Below are 19,408 nucleotides of genomic sequence, written 5' to 3'. Positions count from 1 at the left end.
GGCGACGTGCCACGCGGGGAAGGCGCGAAGCGACTCAGGGGGTGAGCTTCACAAGCTGCTTTCCGAAGTTCTTGCCCTTGAGCAAGCCCAGGAAGGCCGAGGGTGCGGAGGCAATGCCTTCGGCAATGCTCTCGCGCGGGCGCAGCTTGCCGGTGCCCACCAGGCGGCCCAGTTCCTGCAGCGCCTCGGGCCAGACTTCCATGTGCTCGCTGACGATGAAGCCTTCGATGCGGATGCGGTTGACGAGGATGAGCGCGGGATTGGTCATGGGCAGCGGCTTGCCGTCGTAGCCCGCGATCATTCCGCACAGCGCGATGCGCGCAAAGGCGTTGGTGCGCAGCAGCACGGCGTCGAGGATGTAGCCGCCCACGTTCTCGAAATAGCCGTCGATGCCCTGCGGGCAGGCGTCCTTGAGCGCCTTGGCCATGGTCTTGGTGTCGGGGTGCTCGCGGTAGTCGATGCAGGCGTCGAAGCCCAGCTCCTCGGTGGCGTAGCGGCACTTCTCGGGGCCGCCCGCAATGCCCACCACGCGGCAGCCGCGTGCCTTGGCCAGGGCCGCGAACGCGCTGCCCACGGCGCCCGTGGCGGCGCTGACCACCACGGTCTCGCCGGCCTTGGGGGCGATGATCTTGACCAGGCCGTACCAGGCCGTCACGCCGGGCATGCCCACGGCGCCCAGGTAGTGCGACAGCGGCACATGGGTGGTGTCCACCTTGCGCAGCATGCCGGGCGCATCGCCATCGACCACGCTGTATTCCTGCCAGCCGCCCATGCCCACGACCTTGTCGCCAACGGCAAACTTGGGATGGCGGCTTTCCACCACCTCGCCCACGGTGCCGCCGATCATGACCTCGCCCAGCGGCTGGGGCTGGGCATAGCTCTTGCTGTCATTCATGCGGCCGCGCATGTAGGGGTCCAGGCTCAGGTAGTGGTGGCGCACCAGCACCTGGCCTTCGGCCAGCGCCGGGGTCTCGGTACTGACAAGGCGGAAATTGCTTTCCACGGCTTCGCCCTCGGGGCGGTTGTCGAGCAGGATCTGCTGGTTCACGGGCATGGGAAAACCTCCGGTGGCATCACAAACAATGGAACCAGTTCCCGGTGCTGCCGGGGCTGGCGTGTGGCATTGGGTATCTGGCAAATTCGCCGTGCGGATCAGTCCGTGGCGAGGGTTGTCTCGGCGGCGGCCGGCTTGGCCACGCGCGGCATGTACTTGAACGTTCCGGTCGCATGGCTGCACAGCCGGCCCGAGGCATCGAACACGCGCGCCTCGGTATAGGCCATGGAACGCGTGCGGTGCAGCACCACGCCCTTGGCCACCAGGGGGCCGCGCGCCGGCTGCATGAAGCTGGTCTTCATCTCTATGGTCACGCAGCCCATGTCGCGCTGCAGGCTGCGCGCGGCCACGGCCATGGTCACGTCCAGCAGGGTCATGGTGGCGCCGCCGTGGGTCACGTCAAAGGTGTTCAGGTGCTCGGGACGCGCCTCGAAGCGCAGTTCGGACTCCCCGTCCTCCATGCGGTGCAGGGTGAAACCCAGGTGGTCGACGAAGGGGATGGGGTGGCCAAAATCCAGCACGAAATTCTCCAGTTCAGATCGCAATGCAGGCGAGCATAAGGGCGCCCGAAGGCACCATGGCGCGCGGCGGCACGATCTGCGGGAAAAACTGTCACCTCGGCAGCAGCGCCGCCGCGTTCAGCCGCCCACCAGGGCGCTGACGCCGCCGTCCACGGCCATCCACTGGCCCGTGATGTGCTTGCCCGCGTCGCTGGCGTACAGCAGGGTCAGGCCCTTGAGGTCCTCGTCGTCGCCCAGGCGGCGCAGCGGGGCATGGGATTTCATCTCGTCCTCGCCAAGGGTCTCGATCAGCACGCTGGCCATCTTGGTCTTGAAGAAGCCCGGGCAGATGGCGTTGACGGTGATGCCATGCACGCCCCACTCGCCGGCCAGCGCGCGCGTGAAGTTGATGACGGCTCCCTTGGAGGTGTTGTAGGCAATGGTCTTCATGCCCAGAGGGTTGCCGCCCAGGCCTGCGATGGAGGCCAGGTTGATGATGCGCCCGGTCTTGCGCGGGATCATGCTGCGCCGCGCGATCTGCTGGCTCAGCAGGAAGTAGCCGCGCACGTTGAGGTTCATCACCTTGTCCCAGGCGGCCACGGGGTGCTCCTCGGCCGGCGCGCCCCAGCTGGCGCCCGCATTGTTGATGAGGATGTCCACCTGGCCCAGGCGCTCCAGCGTCTCGGCGGCCAGGCGCTCGATATCGGCCTCGTTGGCGCAGTCGGCGGCGATCCAGCGGGCGTCGATGCCGGCGGCCTGCAGCTCGGCGGCGGCTTCCTCCAGGTCGGCGGCCTTGCGCGAACTCAGCATGATCCTGGCGCCCGCCTCGCCCAACGCATGGGCCATCTGCAGGCCCAGGCCGCGCGAGCCGCCGGTCACCAGGGCCGTCTTGCCGGTGAGGTCGAAAAGTTGCTGCACATTGCGAGTCATTCGTCTGTCTCCTGGTCCGGGTCTTGTGTGCCGGTCATGGGTGGAATGGAGGGCGGCCCTCCCCTGCCGGGACGGCCTGCAGCGGCGATTGTGCAAGCCGCCCCGCCGTGCCGCATGTCACATGCGTGTCCGGCCCGTCAATCCCCGAACAGCGAGCGCGTGCCGCCCCAGGCCGCACCCTCGATCTCCAGCATGCGCAGCTTGGTCAGCGCACCTGCGCCGCCCGAAAAACCGCCCGGCTGGGCGCCGGCGGCCAGCACGCGGTGGCAGGGAATCACGGGCGCGAAGGGGTTGAGGCCCAGCGCCTGTCCCACGGCGCGCGACAGGCCCACCTCGCCCAGCTCGCGCGCGATCTCGCCATAGGTGCGCGTATGGCCGGGAGCGATGGCACGCGTCAGCTCATAGACGCGGCGGTGAAATTCCGACACGCCGTGCCAGTCCAGCGCCAGCTCGGCCAGATCCGGCAATGTCTGGCCTGCGGGCAGCATGCGCCGTGCCCGCAGATCGGGCAGCACCGGGCCGTCACGCAACTGCTGCGCGCTGGGCGCGGAAGGCTCCACGGTCCATTCGCCATGGCCCGCCATGAGCACCTGCACGCCGGCGATGGCCTGCGCCACGGCGGCCGGCAGGTCCTCGGCGCGCACCGCTGCCGCATAGCTGCCGGGCCTGCGCAATTGCACGCCGCGCAGCATGCGCGTGCGCGTGGCAGCCGGGCCGTCCACCTCGGGCAACTGAAAGGCCGCAAGGCCGCATTCGCCCCAGGCCACGCCGCAGGGTCCCAAGCGCGTGGCAAACAGCGCATGGCCCGTGGCTTCGGGGTCCCAGGCCGGGCTGCCCGTGGTCGATTCGTTCGTCATGGCGGTGGTTTTCTCCTTGCAGGCGATTGTGGCCGCATGGCTGCCACCGCTGCCCGCAGCGACCCCACCGGCACGACACTGTAAAAAAACACTGGATAAATACTGGATGTGCAGCCAGTTATTACTGTATATTTCGCCAGTCATCATCCTCATCTCATGAACCATAGACATGCAAGAAGCCGCCTTCACCGTCACCTTGTGTGACTACCCCAACCTGCCCGAGCAGGAACGCAACAAGGCCGAGGCACGCTATGCCCGCGTGCTGGAACGCCAGCTCGGCAGTGCCGAGCAGGTCAGCGAAACCCTGTCGCTCGTACAGGGGCTGGAGGACATGCCTCCAGAGGAAATCAGCGAAGACGCCAAGCTCGCCTTCACCCGCTGGATGAAAGCCGCCCGCGCCGCCACCGAGGCCGGCATGCAGGGCCTGGGCGATGGCGAGTGCAGCTTCTTCGAGGTGCGCCGCGGCTGGCGGCATTGAGCCTGCCCGCGGCACCGCTGAATGGGGCCTGAGCCCGGGTTTGCCTGGGCTGGGCCCCAAACTGCATACACTGGCAGACCTTTTCGTCGGCCCCTGCCTGGTTCCAAGCGGTTCCACCGGGCATGCCCGGCGCCCCTGCCAGATCCAGCCTTTCCCATGCAAGCCCTGCTCGACGCCATCGCCCGGATGGCCCTGCCCTCCGACGCCCAACGCATCTTCCACGGCCGTGGCGGCCTGTACCCGGGCTGCGAGCATCTGGTGCTCGACGCCTTCCCGCCCGTGCTGGTGCTCACCAGCTTCCAGCCGCTGGACGAAGACGCCCTGGCCGCCATCGGCACGGCGCTGTCACTGCGCTGGAGCGAACTGGCACCGGGCCAGCCCCTGAACTGGGTCTACCAGCTGCGCCAGCCCGCCGCGCCCGCCGAAACCCGGCTCATGGCCGGCGAAGTGCCAGACCCGCACATCGTCACCGAGGCCGGCACGCGCTACCGCGTGCAGGTGCTGCGCGGCCAGAACCACGGCCTGTTCCTGGACATGGCCGAAGGCCGGCGCTGGGTGCACGCGCATGTCGCCCACCATCCCGAGCACCGCCATGGCATCAAGGTGCTCAACCTGTTCGCCTATACCTGCGCCTTTTCGGTGGTGGCCCTGCAGGCCGGGGCGCGCCATGTGATGAACATGGACATGGCCCAGGGCGCGCTGGCCACGGGCCAGCAGAACCACCGGCTCAACGATCTGTCGGGCGCCAGCTTCCTGGCCCACGACATCTTCAGCAGCTGGGGCAAGATCACGCGCGGCGGGCCGTACCACCTGATCGTGGTGGACCCGCCCAGCTACCAGAAGGGCAGCTTCGTCGCCACCAAGGACTATGCCCGCCTGATGCGCCGCCTGCCCGACCTGCTGCGCCCCGGCGGCCATGTGCTGCTGTGCCTGAACGCGCCCGAGATGGGCACGCAGTTCCTGACATCGCAGATGCAGGAAGTGGCCCCCGAGCTGGAGTTCGTCGAGCGCCTGGCCAATCCGGCCACCTTCGCCGACATCGACGCCGAGCGCAGCCTCAAGGTGCTGGTCTACAGGGCGCCCGCAACCCCCGCAACACCCGCAGCGGCCGACACGGCTTCCTGACCCGCCCGGCCCTTGAGCGCACGGCGCCCCGCATAGACGGCAGCCGGGCCCAGTTCGCGCTCGATGCGCAGCAGCCGGTTGTACTTGGCCGTGCGGTCGGCGCGCGACAGCGAGCCGGTCTTGATCATGGCGCACTGGGCCGCCACGGCCAGGTCGGCAATGCTGGTGTCCTCGGTCTCGCCCGAGCGGTGCGACATCACCACGCCGTAGCCGGCGCCATGCGCCAGGCGCAGCACGTCCCAGGTTTCGGTCAGCGTGCCGATCTGGTTGATCTTGACGAGGATGGCGTTGCCCACGCCCCGGGCAATGCCGCCCTCGAACAGGCCGGGGTTCGTGCAGAACACATCGTCGCCCACCAGCTGGCAGCGTCCGCCCAGGCGCCGGCCCAGGGCCTGCCAGCCCTCGATATCGTCCTCGGCCATGCCGTCCTCGATGGAGACGATGGGGTAGTGCTCCACCAGTTGCGCCAGGTAGTCCACCTGCTGCTGGCGGCTGCGCACCAGGCCCTCGCCCGCGTAGCGGTAGCCGTCCTCGCCATGGAATTCACTGGCCGCAGGGTCCAGGGCCAGGGCGATGTCCCTGCCGGGGCGCAGGCCGGCGCGCTCGATGGCGGCCATCAGGTGGTCCAGCGCCTCGGGCGCGCTGCGCAGGGCGGGCGCAAAGCCGCCCTCGTCGCCCACGTTGACGCTGTGGCCTGCGGCCTTGAGGGCATGGCGCAGCGTGTGGAAGACCTCGGCGCCCATGCGCAGCGCCTCACCGAAGCTGTCCGCCCCCACCGGAAGCAGCATGAACTCCTGGAAGTCCAGCGGATTGTCGGCATGGGCGCCACCGTTGATGACATTGATCATGGGCACGGGCAGCACGCGCGCCTGGGCACCGCCCATGTGCCGCCACAGCGGCATGCGCTGGCTGGCCGCCGCCGCGCGGGCCACGGCCAGCGACACGCCCAGCAGCGCGTTGGCGCCCAGCCGGCTTTTGCCGGGCGTGCCGTCCAGCGCCATCATGGCCGTGTCGATGCGGCCCTGGGCGTCGGCCTGCATGCCGATCAGCAGATCGCGCAGCTCGGTGTTGACGGCCTGCACCGCCCCCAGCACGCCCTTGCCCAGGTGGCGCGAGGCATCGCCGTCGCGCCGCTCCAGCGCCTCATGCCGCCCCGTGGAGGCACCCGAGGGCACCAGGGCCAGGCCGCGTGCGCCGTCCTCCAGCTCGACCTCGACCTCCACGGTGGGATGGCCCCGGCTGTCCAGCGCCTCATGGGCCGCGATATCGGTGATCTGCATGGAAACTCCTTTTCGTCAAGAAATTGAACTGTGCAAAGGAGCTGGCAAGCCTGCAAAACTCCAATGCACAGGCACCCATGCTAGAAATCACGACGATACGGGACAATGCAGTTTTTCTGCCCATGCGTCAGCTTTTCTGACGAATTGATTGCCATGAGACAACTGCCGCCGCTGGCCGCCCTGCGCGCCTTCGAGGCCATTGCCCGCACCGGCTCGGTGACCCGCGCGGCCGAGGAACTGTGCCGCAGCCACGGCGCCATCAGCCGCCACCTGCGCCTGCTGCAGGAGCACGCGGGCGCGGCGCTGTTCGAGAAAGAAGGCACGGGCCTGCGCCTGACCGAGGCCGGCGCCGCCTTCCATGCCTCGGTGCGCACGGCCTTCGACCAGCTGGAGGCCGCCTATGCCCAGCTGGCGCGCGACGCCCAGGCGCCGGGGCTGCATGTGGCCTGCAGCGCCACCTTTGCCATGCGCTGGCTGGTGCCGCAGCTGGCGGTGTTCTACCGCAGCCACCCGCATATCCGCATCCGCCTGTCCATGACCTCGGCGCGCGAGATGCGCCACGAGGGCGCCGACCTGATCATTGCCTGGGACCTGTCCACCTACGCCGAGGCCGACCGCCGCCGCGCCATCGAACTGGCGCCCGTGCACTTCGGCGCCGTCTGCACGCCGGCCTATGCCCGGCGCCGGCCCGCCAATCGCGCGCGCATTGCACATGAGTACACGGCCAGCGCATGGAACCAGTGGGAAGCCCTGACGGGCCAGCCCGTGGCCCTGGGCGAGACGCTGGCGTTCCCCCACACCCACCTGTGCATAGAGGCAGCACTGTCGGGCCTGGGCGTTGCCCTCGTGGAGCAGCGGCTGATCGCACGCGAGCTCCAGGAGGGGCTGCTGGTGGCGCCCCATGGCTTCGTGCCCTTCGAGGGCGGCCTGCGCGCCGTGCCCGCCGCAGGGCGTGCGCTGCCCGCCCAGGCAAGGGTCTTCATCGAATGGATGCGCAGCGCGCTGGCCAGCTAGAGCCGCCCCCACTCCCGCAGGCGCCGGTACAGCAGCCCGCGGGAGACGCCCAGCATGCGGGCGGCCTGCGAGATATTGCCCTGGCAGCGGGCCAGGGCCTGCTCGATCAGCTCGCGGCTGGCCTCGCCCAGGGAGGACGGTGCCTCGGACGGCGCCTCGGCGGGCGGCGGCAGGGCTTCGATGGCCGGCAGCACCTCCTCGACCTGGGAAGATGCCTCATCCAGCCTCGCCTCCATCCACAGCGTCAGCCCCGTGGGCAGCATCTGCGGGCGGGCCTGGCCGTGGTGGGCCAGCTCCAGCAACTGGTTCAGGCCCAGGCCGAAAACCTCTTCGGCCGCAAGCCCTTCGGCGGGCCGGCGCGGGCTGTCGAACAACTGGGCACCCACGCCGTTGAACCAGCGCACCATGCCGCCGCCATCCACGGCGGCCAGCCCTTCCAGCGGTGTGCCGAACATGCTGCGGCTGGACTGGAAGCGCAGCAGCAGGTGCATGCGGGCGGCGCCCACCAGCAGCCGGTTCTCGATGCAGGTGGCGTACATGTGGGCCATGGCGCCTGCGTCGAAGCGAAAGGGGCCCGCCTCGCTGCTCAGGTCCAGCATGGCCACGGTGCGCCCGCTGGCATCGCGCACGGGCGCGGCCGCGCAGTGCAGCGAGGCCAGGCAGCGAAAGAAATGCTCGCCGCCACGCACATGGCAGACCTCGCCCGTGCGCACGGCCACGCCGGGTGCGCCCGTGCCCACGGCATCCTCGGCAATGTTCACGCCCACGCGCGCGGCCGTCAGCAGCAGCGGGCCGTCGCCCGGCGTGGGGCGCGAGGCGATCAGCACCACGCCCTCGCTGCAGGTGAGCATGGCGCGCGCTTGGCTGCCCGCGATCACGGTTTCGAGTTCGGCGATGGGGTCGCGCGCCGCCTCGATCAGCGCGCGGTTGTGGGTCAGCAAGGTGGCCGTGCGGATCTTGCTGACCGGGTCGAAGCTGATCTTCTCGTCGGGGCTGCGGCTGGCGCCCAGGCAGCGCGTCCAGGACTGCAGCACGGGCTCGGACACCAGGCCCGATGGGCGCTCGCCGCGCTCGAAATAGCGCTCGCGCGCCAGCGCCACCCGGTCCTGGCGCGAGGCATAGAAGGGGTTGGAGGGCAGTGGGGCGGGAGGCGGCTGTTGCATGACGGACATCAAAACTGCCGCGATTGTTGTTCCGCCACGGCACAGCACAGCACTAGGGAAATCACCCGTGTTGGAACGGCTTGCCGGGCTCGGTAACCTCGGGCATCGCCACAGGCCCGCCCGCAATGACACGCTCCCCACACAGCACAAGACACCCCCGGCCCGCCCTGCCCACCCTGGGCGCCGCACTGGCCTGCACGCTGCACGCCCTGCCCGCCCAGGCGGCAAACGCAGCGCAGGACTCCAGCGAGGCCCTGCTCGCCCCCGTGGTCATCACGGCCAGCCAGCCCGGCGCCGGCCCCGACCTGTGGCGTGCCACGGCCGCCATCGACAGCGTGGAAGGCGCCGTGCTGCGAGACGGGCAGATGCAGATCAGCCTGTCCGAGAGCCTGGCGCGCGTGCCGGGCCTGGTGGTGCTGAACCGCCAGAACTTCGCCCAGGACCTGCAGATCTCGGTGCGCGGCTTCGGTGCGCGCTCCACCTTTGGCGTGCGCGGCCTGCGCCTGTACGTGGACGGCATTCCGGCAGGCGCGCCCGACGGCCAGGGCCAGGCCGCCAACTTCACGCTGGGCAACGCCGCGCGCCTGGACGTGGTGCGCGGCCCGGCCGCCGTGCTCTACGGCAACAGCGCAGGTGGCGCACTGCTGCTGTACACCGAAGACGGCGAGGAACCGGGCCTGTGGCGCAGCGGCATGGCCGTGGGGCCGGACGGGCTGTGGCGCCTGTCCACCCAGCTGCGCGGCACGATCGGGGGCGGAAAACCGGACCAGGCGGATGGCAGCTCCGCCCCATGGCGCTATGCCATCCACATCGAGCGCTTCGCCACCGACGGCATGCGCCCCCAATCGGCCGCAGACCGCAGCACGGCCCACATGAAGCTGTCACGCAAGCAGGGCGACGACCAGTGGCTGCTGCAGTACCAGGAGCAGCGCGCCAGCGCCCAGGACCCGCTGGGCCTGACGCGCGCCGAGTTCGAGGCCGACCCCGGCCAGACCACGGCCAGCGCGCTGCGCTTCAATACGCGCAAAAGCGTGCGCCAGCGCCAGCTGGGCGCCGCCTGGCAGCACCAGTTCGGCGCGGGCCAGCGCCTGGAACTCATGGCCTATGCGGGCACGCGCTCCGTGCTGCAGTACCAGTCCATTCCCGTGGCCACGCAGGCGCCGCCCTCGCATTCAGGCGGCGTGATCGACCTGGACCGCGACTACGCGGGCATGAACCTGCGCTGGCGCAGCACCCATGAGGACGTGGCCGGCGGCCGGCTGGACTGGTCGGCGGGCCTGGCCTACGACTGGCAGGGCGAGACCCGGCGCGGCTACGAGAACTTCATCGGCAGCCAGCTCGGCGTGCAGGGCCGGCTGCGCCGCGACGAACGCAACCAGGCGCGCTCCGCCGACCCCTACCTGCAGGCCGAGTGGAGCACGCAGAGCCTGGCCCTGAGCGCCGGCCTGCGCCAGGCGCGCGTGCGCTACCGCTCCGAGGACCACTACATCACAGCCGGCAATGGCGACGACAGCGGCAGCATGGCCTGGCGCGGCTGGCTGCCCTCGCTGGGCCTGCGCGTGAACCTGCTGCCGGACCTGGTGGCGCACGCATCGGTGGGCCGGGGCATGGAGACGCCCACGCTCAACGAAGTGGCCTACCGGCCCGGCGGCCAAAATGGCATGAACAGCGGCCTGAACACCGGCCTGGCCGCCAGCGCCCACAACACCGTCGAGGTCGGCCTGCGCGGGCGCCACGGCAACGCGGGCTGGAACCTCACGCTGTTCGAGACCCATACCCAGCGCGAACTCACCGTGCTGTCCAACACGGGCGGGCGCGCCACCTACCAGAACGCAGGCCGCACGCTGCGCCGGGGGCTGGAATTCTCGGGCAATGCCCAATGGGGGCCACTCACGGCCAGCACCGCCCTGACCCTGCTGCAAGCCCGCTACCGCGACAGCTTCCTGACCTGCGAGGCCACGCCCTGCACCACGCCCACCGCCCCGGTGGATGCCGGCGCACGCCTGGCCGGCACCGCGCCGCGCCGCCTGTGGAGCGAGCTGGCCTGGCAGCTGTCGCCGCAATGGACCTGGACCGTGGACATGCTGCACAGCGGCCCCGTGGCCGTGAACGACCGCAACACCGACCGCGCGGCCGGTTACACCGTCTGGGGCTCCAGCCTGCGCTGGTCACGGCAATGGCAGCAGTGGAGCGCCCAGACCTTTGTGCGGCTGGACAACCTGTTCGACCGGCGCTTTGCAGGGTCGGTCATCGTCAACGAGGGCAACCAGCGGTACTTCGAGCCGGGTGCCGGACGCGGGCTGTCGGCCGGGGTGACGGTCAGCCGGACGTTCTGAGCTGTTCCACGGCGGTACACATCCGCCCCCGGGAAAGTCCGAATGTTGTGACCCGAGGCCGCTTTTTTTATCGTCTCCCACATGGTGCCCTTGCCCCCAGCGCCATGCACGCAAAAACAAACCACACAGGAGACGAGACAACATGAAGACCCACGTGCTTTCCTCCACGCTGCTGGCCGCCGGCCTGGCACTGGCCCTTCCCGGCGCCACGCTGGCACAGGCCGGCCTGCCAAGCAAAGGCTCGCCCGAGCACATACGCGCCGTCACCTCGCGCATCGACTCGCAGAGCATCCGCGACAACGCGCGCAGCTCCAAGGACTGGCCCAGCTACGGCATGGACTACAGCGAGACGCGCTTTTCCAAACTCAGGCAGCTGGACACGGCCAATGTGAAGCGGCTGGGCCTGGTCTGGTCGTATGACCTGGAATCCACGCGCGGCGTGGAGTCCACGCCCGTGGTGGTCGATGGAATCATGTACGTCACGGCCAGCTGGAGCGTGGTGCATGCGGTGGACGTGCGCACCGGCAAGCGCCTGTGGAGCTACGACCCCGGCGTGGACCGAGCCAACGGCTTCAAGGGCTGCTGCGACGTGGTCAACCGGGGCGTGGCGGTCTACAAGGGCAAGGTGTATGTGGGCGCCTTCGATGGCCGCCTGGTGGCGCTGGACGCGGCCACGGGCCAGAAGGTCTGGGAGCAGGACACCATCATCGACCGCGCCTTCTCGTACACCATCACGGGCGCACCGCGCGTCATCAAGGGCAAGGTGCTGATCGGCAACGGCGGCGCCGAGTACGGCGTGCGCGGCTATGTCACGGCCTATGACGCCGAGACCGGTGCCCAGCAGTGGCGCTGGTTCACCGTGCCCGGCGATCCGTCCAAGCCGTTCGAGAACGAGGCCATGGCCCGCGCCGCCAAGACCTGGGACCCGGCCGGCAAGTGGTGGGAGGCCGGTGGCGGCGGCACGGCCTGGGACACCATGGCCTATGACCCCGAGCTCAACCTCATGTACATCGGCACGGGCAACGGCTCGCCCTGGGCGCAAGCCAAGCGCAGCCCGGCAGGTGGCGACAACCTGTACCTGGCCAGCATCGTGGCGCTGAACCCCGATACGGGCGAGTACGTCTGGCACTACCAGGAGACGCCGGGCGACAGCTGGGACTTCACCTCCACCCAGCCCATGGTGCTGGCCGACATCAAGATCGGCGGCAAGCCGCGCAAGGTCATCCTGCATGCGCCCAAGAACGGCTTCTTCTTCGTCATCGACCGCACCAACGGCCAGTTCATCTCGGCCAAGAACTTCGTCGACGTGAACTGGGCCAGCGGCTACGACGCCAAGGGCCGCCCCATCGAGACACCGATTGCGCGCAGCGGCGACCGCGCGCGCGACGTGATCCCCAGCCCCTTCGGCGCCCACAACTGGCATTCCATGTCCTACAGCCCCGACACGGGCCTGGCCTACCTGCCGGCCCAGCATGTGCCTCTGACCCTGCAGGACAACAAGAACTGGAAGTTCAACGGCGGCTCCCTGCCCGAGCCGCACAGCAATATCGGCTGGAATACGGCCACGCTGGTCAACATGGAGCCACCCAAGAGCACGCCCTTCGGCCGCCTGATCGCCTGGGACCCGGTGGCACAGAAGGAGCGCTGGCGCGTGGAGCATGCCTCGCCCTGGAACGGCGGCACGCTGGCCACGGCGGGCAACCTGGTGTTCCAGGGCACGGCCGACGGCCGCTTCGTGGCCTATGACGCGCGCAACGGCAAGAAGCTCTGGGAAAAGCCCACGGGCACGGGCGTGGTGGCCGCACCCATCACCTATGAGGTCGATGGCCGGCAGTACGTCTCCATCGCCGTGGGCTGGGGCGGCGTCTACGGCCTGGCCGCGCGCCACACCGAGCGCAAGGGCCCGGGCACGGTCTACACCTTCGCGCTGGACGGCAAGGCCGAGGCGCCTGCCTTCGTCGCCTACCAGCAGGGCAAGCTGCTGCAGGGCGTGCCCTACGACAAGAGCCTGGTGGCCGAAGGCACGGCCCTGTACGTCAGCAACTGCGCCTTCTGCCACGGCGTGCCCGGCGTGGACCGGGGCGGCAACCTGCCCAACCTGGGCTACCTGGACCCGGCCTATATCGAGCACCTGGACAAGTTCATCTTCAAGGGCCCGGCCATGTCGCGCGGCATGCCCGACTTCACGGGCAAGCTGAGCATGGACGACGTGGAAAAGATCAAGGCCTTCATCCAGGGCACGGCCGACGCGGTGCGGCCCAAGTAGCCAGCGCGAGCCGCCCTCCCCCTCCCCCAACCTCCCATTCCCCTCCCCGGCCCTGCTGTCCTGCAGCAGGCCTGGGCAGGGCTTTGCCTGAAAACACCGGACCGGACTCTTCGCCATGCCATCCAAGCCCTTCACCCGCGCATCCCTGGCCCTGGCAGCCATGGCCGCATGCGCCACCTTCAATGCCCACGCCGTCGATATCGACGCGGGCGACTACACCGCCCTGCCGCCCGGCACCACGCTGGGCATGGTCTATTACCAGCACGCCACGCGGGACAGCCTCTATGCCAATGGCGACCAGGCGCCCATACGGCCGAGGCTGACCTCGGACATCGGCATAGCGCGCGGCGTGCACTTCATGAAGCTGGGCGACTATGTGATCGACCCGCAGTTCCTGCTGCCCTTCGGGCGCCTGTCGGCCTCGCGCGATATCGCGGCCATGGGCAGCAATACCGGCGTGGGCGACCTGATGCTGGCCGCCACCCTGTGGCTGACCAAGCCCGGCGACAAGGAGCACTTCGGCATCACCCCCTTTGTCTGGCTGCCCACGGGCCAGTACAGCCGCAACGATCCGCTGAGCCTGGGCGAGAACCGCTGGAAGGCCGCCCTGCAGGCCGGCTGGATCAAGCCGCTGGGCAAGAGCGTGACCATGGACCTGGCGGCCGATGTCACCGTCTTCGGCAAGAACGACGACTTCGGCGCCCACAGCGCCACGCTCAAGCAAAAGGCGCAGTTCCAGTTCCAGGGCCTGCTGCGCTACCACCTGTCGGACACATCGGACCTGCGCCTGGGCCTGTCGCACCTGACGGGCGGCGAGACCCAGGTCAACGGCGTGTCGCAAGGCGACCGCCAGTCCACCACCAAGGTCTCTTTCGGCGGCGCGGTCTTTGTCGCGCCGAAGACGCAGTTGCTGGCCACCGTGGGCCGCGACCTGCATGTGCGCCAGGGCTTCAAGGAGAACGCCCGCATCAACCTGCGCCTGCTGCAGGTTTTCTGATCCCACACCCCCCTTTCTCCCGTTCACCCCCAAGGAGCACACCATGAACCTCAGCGACATCCAGCACCAGATCACCGAGCGCGCCAGCGCCTTCCTCAACCGGGGCACGCATGACCTCTTCATCTACGGCCAATGGGTGGCGGCCCAGACCGGCCAGCGCCTGTCCACCGTCAACCCGGCCACCGAAGCCGTGATCGCCGAAGTCGCCAGCGCCGGCCCGGCGGACGTGGACCTGGCCGTGCGCGCCGCGCACCGCGCGCTGCACCTGGGCCCCTGGGGACGCATGCGCCCCGTGGAGCGCGAGCGCCTGATGCTGCGCCTGGCCGACCTCATGGAGACCCATGCCCAGGCCCTGGCCGAGGTCGAATCGCTGGACAACGGCAAGTCCGCCGCCATTGCGCGCGCCGTGGACATCGCCATGGCCATCGACTCCATCCGCTACATGGCCGGCTGGGCCACCAAGATCGAGGGCATGACGCACGAGCACTCCGTGCCCTTCGCGCCCGAGGCGCAGATGTTCACCTACACCCGGCGCGAGCCCGTGGGCGTGGTCGCCGCCGTCGTGCCCTGGAACTTCCCCCTGCTCATGGCCAGCTGGAAGCTGGCGCCCGCGCTGGCTGCAGGCTGCACCCTGGTGCTCAAGCCCGCCGAGCAGACGCCGCTGACCGCGCTGATGCTGGCCGAGCTGATCCAGGAAGCGGGCTTTCCGCCCGGCGTGTTCAACGTGGTCACGGGCGACGGCCCCGGTACCGGCGCGCCCCTGGTCTCGCACCCGCTGGTCAACAAGGTCAGCTTCACGGGCTCGACCGAGGTGGGCAAGCTCATCGGCCATGCCTGCATGGACAACATGACGCGCATCACGCTGGAGCTGGGCGGCAAGTCCCCCGTCATCGTGCTGGATGACTGCGACCCGGCCACGGCTGCGGCGGGTGCGGCCAATGCCATCTTCTTCAACCATGGCCAGGTCTGCTGCGCGGGCTCGCGCCTGTACGTGCACAAGAGCATGTTCGACCGCGTGGTGGCCGACGTGGCCGACCAGGCCGCCCAGCTCACCCTGGGCCATGGCCTGGACCCCCGCGCGCAGATGGGCCCGCTGGTCTCGCAGGAGCAGATGGAGCGTGTCTGCAGCTACATCGACATAGGCTGCAGCCAGGGCGCCGAGGTGGTGACGGGCGGCGCCCGCGCCGGCCAGCGCGGCTACTTCGTGCAGCCCACGGTGATGACCGGCGTGCAGCACGACCACCGCGTGGCCCGCGAGGAAATCTTCGGCCCCGTGCTCGTGGCCATGCCCTATGACGACCTCGACGAAGTCGCCGCCTGGGCCAACGACACGCCCTACGGCCTGGGCGCCAGCATCTGGTCCAACAACCTGTCCAAGGTCCACCGGCTGATCCCCAAGATCCAGTCCGGCACGGTCTGGGTCAACTGCCACAGCACCCTGGACCCGGGCATGCCCTTCGGCGGCTACAAGCAGTCCGGCATGGGCCGCGACATGGGCCGCACCGCGCTGGATGCCTATCTGGAGACCAAGTCGGTGTTCATCAATCTGTGAGTCGGATACGGCGGGCCGCTCCCTGGCCCGCCTGCACCTGGCTTCAGGAGGCCTCCGAATACCCCTTGGGCCATCCCCCCGGCCGGTCGCAACACTCCTCCCAGCCCAGCTTGCGCGAGGTGTGGCCTATGCCGGGGTTGAAGGTGTTGGTGGGGTCCAGCTCGCGGTAAAAGCCCGCCAGCGCGGGCTTGGCCACGTAGAGGTGGCCCACGTTGTGCTCGGCCGGGTACTCGGCGCGGCGCGCGTCCAGCAGTTCCCACATGCGGTGCTCCATGGCCAGCGGGTCCACGCCCTTCTTGACGATGTAGTCCTGGTGGAAGACATGGCAGAAGAAGTGGCCGTAGTAGAGCTTGTGGACCATGTCGCGCTCGACCTCGGCAGGCAGCTGCTCCACCCATTCGCGGTCGTTGCGGCGCAGGGCGACATCGAGGGCGACGATGTCCTCCACCTGGGCGCGGTGCACCTCGCGGTAGCGGATGGCCGCGCCCGCGATGGCGAAGCGGTGCAGGAAGGCCTTGCGCCCCTCGTCGGCATCGCACTCGAACCAGCCGCCCGTGGTGCTGCCGCTGAAGTGCCGCGTGAGGAATTCACGCGTGGCCTCGGCCGTGTCATTGGACACGCGCACCAGCAGGTGGTGCTCATAGCGGTCGCGCCACTGGCGCATGCGCGCGGGCAGGTGGCTGGGCAGCAGGTTGGTCAGCGCCTGGATCACGCGGTCGGTGACGCCGCGCAGGCCGAAGCGTTCGAAGAAGCCGTCCATGCGGCTCTTGAGGGCGAAGGCGGCCGGCACCCTGGCCGTGCCGAAGCGGTCGATCAGCAGGAAGGTGTCCTTGCCGTATTTCTCGCCGATGTCGTAGGCCGTGCGGTGGATGTACTCGCCGGCGATCGGCAGGCGCGGCAGCGCGGTCAGCAGCTCGCGGCGCACGGCCGTGAGGTCGTCGGGCGCATTGCTGCCTATATAGAAGACGGTGCTGGGCTCCTTGGGGAAGGTGTCCAGCCGCACGGCGAACAGGCACAGCTTGCCGGCCGAGCCCGAGGCCTCGAACAGGCGCGAAGGGTCGGCGTTGAAGCGCGCGGGAGTGTCCTCGTCCACGGCGCGCACGGCCTCGGCGTAGCGCGGGTCGGAGGCGGCGCGCTGCGCATCGTGTGCGATGTCGGATTCGGTGTAGTCGCCGTTTTGCAGCCGCGTGAGGATTTCCTCGGGCGTGCGGCCCAGGGCGATGCCCAGGTGGTTGACGAGTTCCAGCGAGCCGTCGTCGCAGACGCGCGCGTACAGCGCCAGCTCGGTGTAGGCCGGGCCGCGCCGCACCAGGGCGCCGCCCGAGTTGTTGCAGATGCCGCCCAGCACCGAGGCGCCGATGCACGACGAGCCGATCACCGAATGCGGCTCGCGCCCCAGCGGCGCCAGCGCCTGCTCCAGCCGGTCCAGCGTGGCGCCGGGCAGGCACACCACCTGGGCGCCGCCGCCAATGACCTGCACGCCGGTGATGCGCAAGGTGTTGATGAGCACGATCTCGCGGTCGTAGTCCGCGCCGTCGGGCGTGGAGCCGCCCGTCAGGCCCGTGTTGGCGGCCTGCATGATGACGATGCGCCCGGCCGCCACTGCGGCCTGCACCACCTTCCACTGCTCCAGCAGCGTCGCGGGCCGCACCACGGCCAGCACCGGGCCCTCGCCCGTGCGGTGGCCCTTGCGGAAGCGGCGCGTGGCCTGGTCGTCGGTGAGCACATGGGCCGCGCCCACGGCCTGGCGCAGCTGCTGCAGCAGGGTTTCGCGGGACACCTGGGGCATGGCGGAGATGGCCGGCGCGCTCATGCTTCGCGCACCAGCAGGTCACCGGTGATGTCTGCCACCTTGCTGACGCTGGTCAGCGTCATGGCCACGCGCATCTCCTTTTCCAGCAGCTCCAGCAGGTGCTTGACGCCGGCCTCGCCGGCAGCGGCCAGCGCGTAGATGAAAGCGCGGCCGATCATGGCGCAGTCGGCGCCCAGGGCGATGGCGCGCACCACGTCCAGGCCGTTGCGGATGCCGGAGTCGGCCAGGATCTTGATCTGGCCCTTGACCGCATCGGCAATGGCCGGCAGCGCGCGGGCCGAGGACAGCACGCCGTCGAGCTGGCGGCCGCCATGGTTGGAGACGATGATGCCGTCGGCGCCAAAGCGCACGGCGTCCTTGGCGTCCTCGGGGTCCAGGATGCCCTTGATGACCATGGGCCCCTTCCAGAAGGCGCGTATCCATTCGAGGTCCTTCCAGGAAATGGAGGGATCGAAGTTGGCGCCCAGCCAGCCGATGTAGTCGGCCAGGCCCGTGGGGCTGCCCCGGTAGGCCGAGATGTTGCCCAGGTCATGCGGGCGGCCCAGCAGGCCCACGTCCATGGACCAGGCCGGATGCGTGACCGACTGCCAGTAGCGGCGCATGGCGGCATTCGGGCCGCTCATGCCCGAATGCGCATCGCGGTAGCGCGCGCCGGGCACGGGCATGTCCACGGTGAAGACCAGGGTGGAGCAGCCGGCCGCCTGGGCGCGCTCCAGCGCGTTCTGCATGAAGCCCCGGTCCTTGAGCACATAGAGCTGGAACCACATGGGGCGCTTGATCCTGGGCGCCACCTCTTCGATGGGGCAGACCGAGACCGTGGACATGGTGAACGGAATGCCATGGGCGTCGGCCGCGCGCGCGGCCTGCACTTCGCCGCGGCGGCGGTACATGCCCGTCAGGCCCACGGGCGACAGCGCCACGGGGATGGACAGTTTCTCGCCGAACAGCTCGATGCTGGTGTCCAGCCGGCTCATGTCCTTGAGCACGCGCTGGCGCAGCGCCACGGCGGCCATGTCCTCGACATTGCGGCGCAGCGTCTGCTCGGCATAGGCGCCGCCGTCGATGTAGTGGAACAGGAAAGGCGGCAGGCGCTTTTGCGCCGCCGCACGGTAGTCGGAGGTAGAGGAGATGATCATGATGGGTGTCTCATGTCTTTCGTATCAGGTCTGAAGTGGGCAGCAGCGCAGGCGCGGCGTCCAGAGGCAGCCGCATGGAGCGCTCGCGCCGCGCGCGGTCCTCGTCCAGGCGCTGGATGGTGGTGCGCACATGCTCCAGGTGCTCGCCGATGCATTCGCGGGCGCGCTGCGGGTCGCCGTCCAGGATGGCCTGCATGAGGCTCTGGTGCTGCACGGTCAGCTCCTGCAGGGTCTGGGGCGCGCTCAGGCGGAACATGTCGTGGCGGTTGCGTTCCACCGTGGACAGCACCACGGTGAACAGGCTGTGCATGACCTGCACCAGCACCAGGTTGTGCGAAGCCTCGGCAATGGCCAGGTGGAACTGCGCGTCGGCGCGCGCCGCCAGCTCGGCGTGGCCGCTTTGCTGGTGCTGGATCATCACCTCGAAGCAGCGCTGGATATGGTCCTTGTCCTGCGGCGTGGCGCGCTGGGCGGCCAGCCAGGCCGTGCTGGTCTCCAGCGCGTGGCGGGTTTCCAGCACGTCGTAGCGGTAGTGGGAGTCGGACTCCATCAGGCCGGCCAGCGGCCGCATGGCGTCCTTGAGCCAGTCCGCAGGCTCGGCAGCCGGCGCCGGCTCCTGCAGGTAGGTGCCATCGCCGCGCCGCGCCACCAGCACGCCCTGGCTGGTGAGTTTCTGTATCGCCTCGCGCACCGAGGTGCGCGAGACGCCCAGCTCGGCCGCCAGTTGCCGCTCCGCGGGCAGCCGCTGTCCGGGCTGCACTCCGCTGGCCTGCACCAGGGCAAGCAATTTCTCGACAACTTGATCGGCAACGCGCATGGGGATTCTCAGAATTGGTTTTCAGTGATTCACGGCGCTATGCGCCAGCCTCATCGCATGAAACCCGCACTGCCCAAGCCAGGGACACCG

Annotated in this window: 16 protein-coding genes; 7 read left to right on the top strand and 9 right to left on the bottom strand. The window is 69.4% G+C overall.

From position 1 onward, the window contains the following. Positions 1-34: 34 nt before the first annotated feature. The 4 genes from DTS01S_RS14920 to DTS01S_RS14905 form a co-directional block, all read right to left on the bottom strand. Positions 35-1,054: an NADP-dependent oxidoreductase gene (locus DTS01S_RS14920; protein ID WP_016452875.1), complete on the bottom strand. Its 1,020-nt coding sequence runs from the start codon at positions 1,052-1,054 to the stop codon at positions 35-37. Positions 1,055-1,152: 98 nt separating this feature from the next. Beyond that, positions 1,153-1,575 (bottom strand): PaaI family thioesterase, encoded by a 423-nt coding sequence (locus DTS01S_RS14915; RefSeq protein ID WP_016446794.1) that lies wholly within the window; start codon positions 1,573-1,575, stop codon positions 1,153-1,155. 117 nt (positions 1,576-1,692) lie between these two features. Further along, positions 1,693-2,484: an SDR family oxidoreductase gene (locus DTS01S_RS14910; protein ID WP_016452876.1), complete on the bottom strand. Its 792-nt coding sequence runs from the start codon at positions 2,482-2,484 to the stop codon at positions 1,693-1,695. 137 nt (positions 2,485-2,621) lie between these two features. Continuing rightward, the gene (locus DTS01S_RS14905; protein WP_061287990.1) at positions 2,622-3,341 is read right to left on the bottom strand and encodes a methylated-DNA--[protein]-cysteine S-methyltransferase; all 720 of its coding nucleotides are present in this window, start codon (positions 3,339-3,341) and stop codon (positions 2,622-2,624) included. A 169-nt stretch (positions 3,342-3,510) separates the two neighbouring features. Here DTS01S_RS14905 and DTS01S_RS14900 point away from each other — a divergent pair, with 169 nt between their 5' ends. Continuing rightward, positions 3,511-3,819, top strand: a complete 309-nt coding sequence (locus DTS01S_RS14900) for a hypothetical protein (protein ID WP_026062855.1) — start codon at positions 3,511-3,513, stop codon at positions 3,817-3,819. 156 nt (positions 3,820-3,975) lie between these two features. Further along, a complete protein-coding gene (locus tag DTS01S_RS14895; RefSeq protein WP_061287989.1) occupies positions 3,976-4,944 on the top strand; it encodes a class I SAM-dependent methyltransferase in 969 nt (322 codons plus the stop codon). On the opposite strand, the gene eno is transcribed toward DTS01S_RS14895, so the two are convergent. Further along, the gene (gene eno, locus DTS01S_RS14890) at positions 4,890-6,224 is read right to left on the bottom strand and encodes a phosphopyruvate hydratase (protein WP_061287988.1); all 1,335 of its coding nucleotides are present in this window, start codon (positions 6,222-6,224) and stop codon (positions 4,890-4,892) included. The genes DTS01S_RS14895 and eno overlap by 55 nt on opposite strands. Before the next feature lie 105 nt (positions 6,225-6,329). On the opposite strand from eno, the gene DTS01S_RS14885 reads away from it, so the two are divergent. Beyond that, positions 6,330-7,238: a LysR substrate-binding domain-containing protein gene (locus tag DTS01S_RS14885; protein WP_061287987.1), complete on the top strand. Its 909-nt coding sequence runs from the start codon at positions 6,330-6,332 to the stop codon at positions 7,236-7,238. On the opposite strand, the gene DTS01S_RS14880 is transcribed toward DTS01S_RS14885, so the two are convergent. Further along, the gene (locus DTS01S_RS14880; protein WP_254787997.1) at positions 7,235-8,401 is read right to left on the bottom strand and encodes a helix-turn-helix domain-containing protein; all 1,167 of its coding nucleotides are present in this window, start codon (positions 8,399-8,401) and stop codon (positions 7,235-7,237) included. The genes DTS01S_RS14885 and DTS01S_RS14880 overlap by 4 nt on opposite strands. Before the next feature lie 125 nt (positions 8,402-8,526). Here DTS01S_RS14880 and DTS01S_RS14875 point away from each other — a divergent pair, with 125 nt between their 5' ends. From DTS01S_RS14875 to DTS01S_RS14860, 4 genes are all read left to right on the top strand, one after another. After that, positions 8,527-10,737, top strand: coding sequence for a TonB-dependent receptor domain-containing protein (locus DTS01S_RS14875; RefSeq protein WP_061287985.1), 2,211 nt, complete (start codon positions 8,527-8,529; stop codon positions 10,735-10,737). Positions 10,738-10,879: 142 nt separating this feature from the next. Beyond that, a complete protein-coding gene (locus DTS01S_RS14870) occupies positions 10,880-13,003 on the top strand; it encodes a PQQ-dependent dehydrogenase, methanol/ethanol family (protein WP_061287984.1) in 2,124 nt (707 codons plus the stop codon). Positions 13,004-13,118: 115 nt separating this feature from the next. Beyond that, positions 13,119-14,000, top strand: a complete 882-nt coding sequence (locus tag DTS01S_RS14865) for a transporter (RefSeq protein WP_061287983.1) — start codon at positions 13,119-13,121, stop codon at positions 13,998-14,000. A gap of 43 nt (positions 14,001-14,043) precedes the next feature. After that, a complete protein-coding gene (locus DTS01S_RS14860; protein ID WP_061287982.1) occupies positions 14,044-15,552 on the top strand; it encodes an aldehyde dehydrogenase family protein in 1,509 nt (502 codons plus the stop codon). 43 nt (positions 15,553-15,595) lie between these two features. Here DTS01S_RS14860 and dld read toward each other — a convergent pair whose 3' ends face one another. Genes dld through lldR form a run of 3 tightly spaced genes read right to left on the bottom strand, consistent with a single transcriptional unit; the run spans position 15,596 to position 19,318 of the window. Further along, a complete protein-coding gene (gene dld, locus DTS01S_RS14855) occupies positions 15,596-17,365 on the bottom strand; it encodes a D-lactate dehydrogenase (RefSeq protein WP_061287981.1) in 1,770 nt (589 codons plus the stop codon). Further along, positions 17,362-18,501: an FMN-dependent L-lactate dehydrogenase LldD gene (gene lldD, locus DTS01S_RS14850; RefSeq protein WP_016446782.1), complete on the bottom strand. Its 1,140-nt coding sequence runs from the start codon at positions 18,499-18,501 to the stop codon at positions 17,362-17,364. The genes dld and lldD overlap by 4 nt, the downstream gene beginning before the upstream one ends. A 10-nt stretch (positions 18,502-18,511) precedes the next feature. Continuing rightward, a complete protein-coding gene (gene lldR / locus DTS01S_RS14845) occupies positions 18,512-19,318 on the bottom strand; it encodes a transcriptional regulator LldR (RefSeq protein WP_016446781.1) in 807 nt (268 codons plus the stop codon). Positions 19,319-19,408 lie beyond the last annotated feature (90 nt).

The organism is Delftia tsuruhatensis NBRC 16741 (assembly GCF_001571325.1).
In the GTDB taxonomy this organism is placed as follows: Bacteria; Pseudomonadota; Gammaproteobacteria; order Burkholderiales; family Burkholderiaceae_C; genus Comamonas; species Comamonas tsuruhatensis.
This window is presented reverse-complemented; position numbering and strand designations above follow the sequence as displayed.

Excerpts from the sequence above, each read along its gene's own strand:
- DTS01S_RS14920 (WP_016452875.1), bottom strand. The coding sequence starts at position 1,054 with ATGCCCGTGAACCAGCAGATCCTGCTCGACAACCGCCCCGAGGGCGAA.
- DTS01S_RS14910 (WP_016452876.1), bottom strand. The coding sequence starts at position 2,484 with ATGACTCGCAATGTGCAGCAACTTTTCGACCTCACCGGCAAGACGGCC.
- DTS01S_RS14905 (WP_061287990.1), bottom strand. The coding sequence starts at position 3,341 with ATGACGAACGAATCGACCACGGGCAGCCCGGCCTGGGACCCCGAAGCC.
- DTS01S_RS14900 (WP_026062855.1), top strand. The coding sequence starts at position 3,511 with ATGCAAGAAGCCGCCTTCACCGTCACCTTGTGTGACTACCCCAACCTG.
- DTS01S_RS14895 (WP_061287989.1), top strand. The coding sequence starts at position 3,976 with ATGCAAGCCCTGCTCGACGCCATCGCCCGGATGGCCCTGCCCTCCGAC.
- eno (WP_061287988.1), bottom strand. The coding sequence starts at position 6,224 with ATGCAGATCACCGATATCGCGGCCCATGAGGCGCTGGACAGCCGGGGC.
- DTS01S_RS14885 (WP_061287987.1), top strand. The coding sequence starts at position 6,330 with ATGCAGTTTTTCTGCCCATGCGTCAGCTTTTCTGACGAATTGATTGCC.
- DTS01S_RS14880 (WP_254787997.1), bottom strand. The coding sequence starts at position 8,401 with ATGCAACAGCCGCCTCCCGCCCCACTGCCCTCCAACCCCTTCTATGCC.
- DTS01S_RS14875 (WP_061287985.1), top strand. The coding sequence starts at position 8,527 with ATGACACGCTCCCCACACAGCACAAGACACCCCCGGCCCGCCCTGCCC.
- DTS01S_RS14870 (WP_061287984.1), top strand. The coding sequence starts at position 10,880 with ATGAAGACCCACGTGCTTTCCTCCACGCTGCTGGCCGCCGGCCTGGCA.
- DTS01S_RS14865 (WP_061287983.1), top strand. The coding sequence starts at position 13,119 with ATGCCATCCAAGCCCTTCACCCGCGCATCCCTGGCCCTGGCAGCCATG.
- DTS01S_RS14860 (WP_061287982.1), top strand. The coding sequence starts at position 14,044 with ATGAACCTCAGCGACATCCAGCACCAGATCACCGAGCGCGCCAGCGCC.
- dld (WP_061287981.1), bottom strand. The coding sequence starts at position 17,365 with ATGAGCGCGCCGGCCATCTCCGCCATGCCCCAGGTGTCCCGCGAAACC.
- lldD (WP_016446782.1), bottom strand. The coding sequence starts at position 18,501 with ATGATCATCTCCTCTACCTCCGACTACCGTGCGGCGGCGCAAAAGCGC.
- lldR (WP_016446781.1), bottom strand. The coding sequence starts at position 19,318 with ATGCGCGTTGCCGATCAAGTTGTCGAGAAATTGCTTGCCCTGGTGCAG.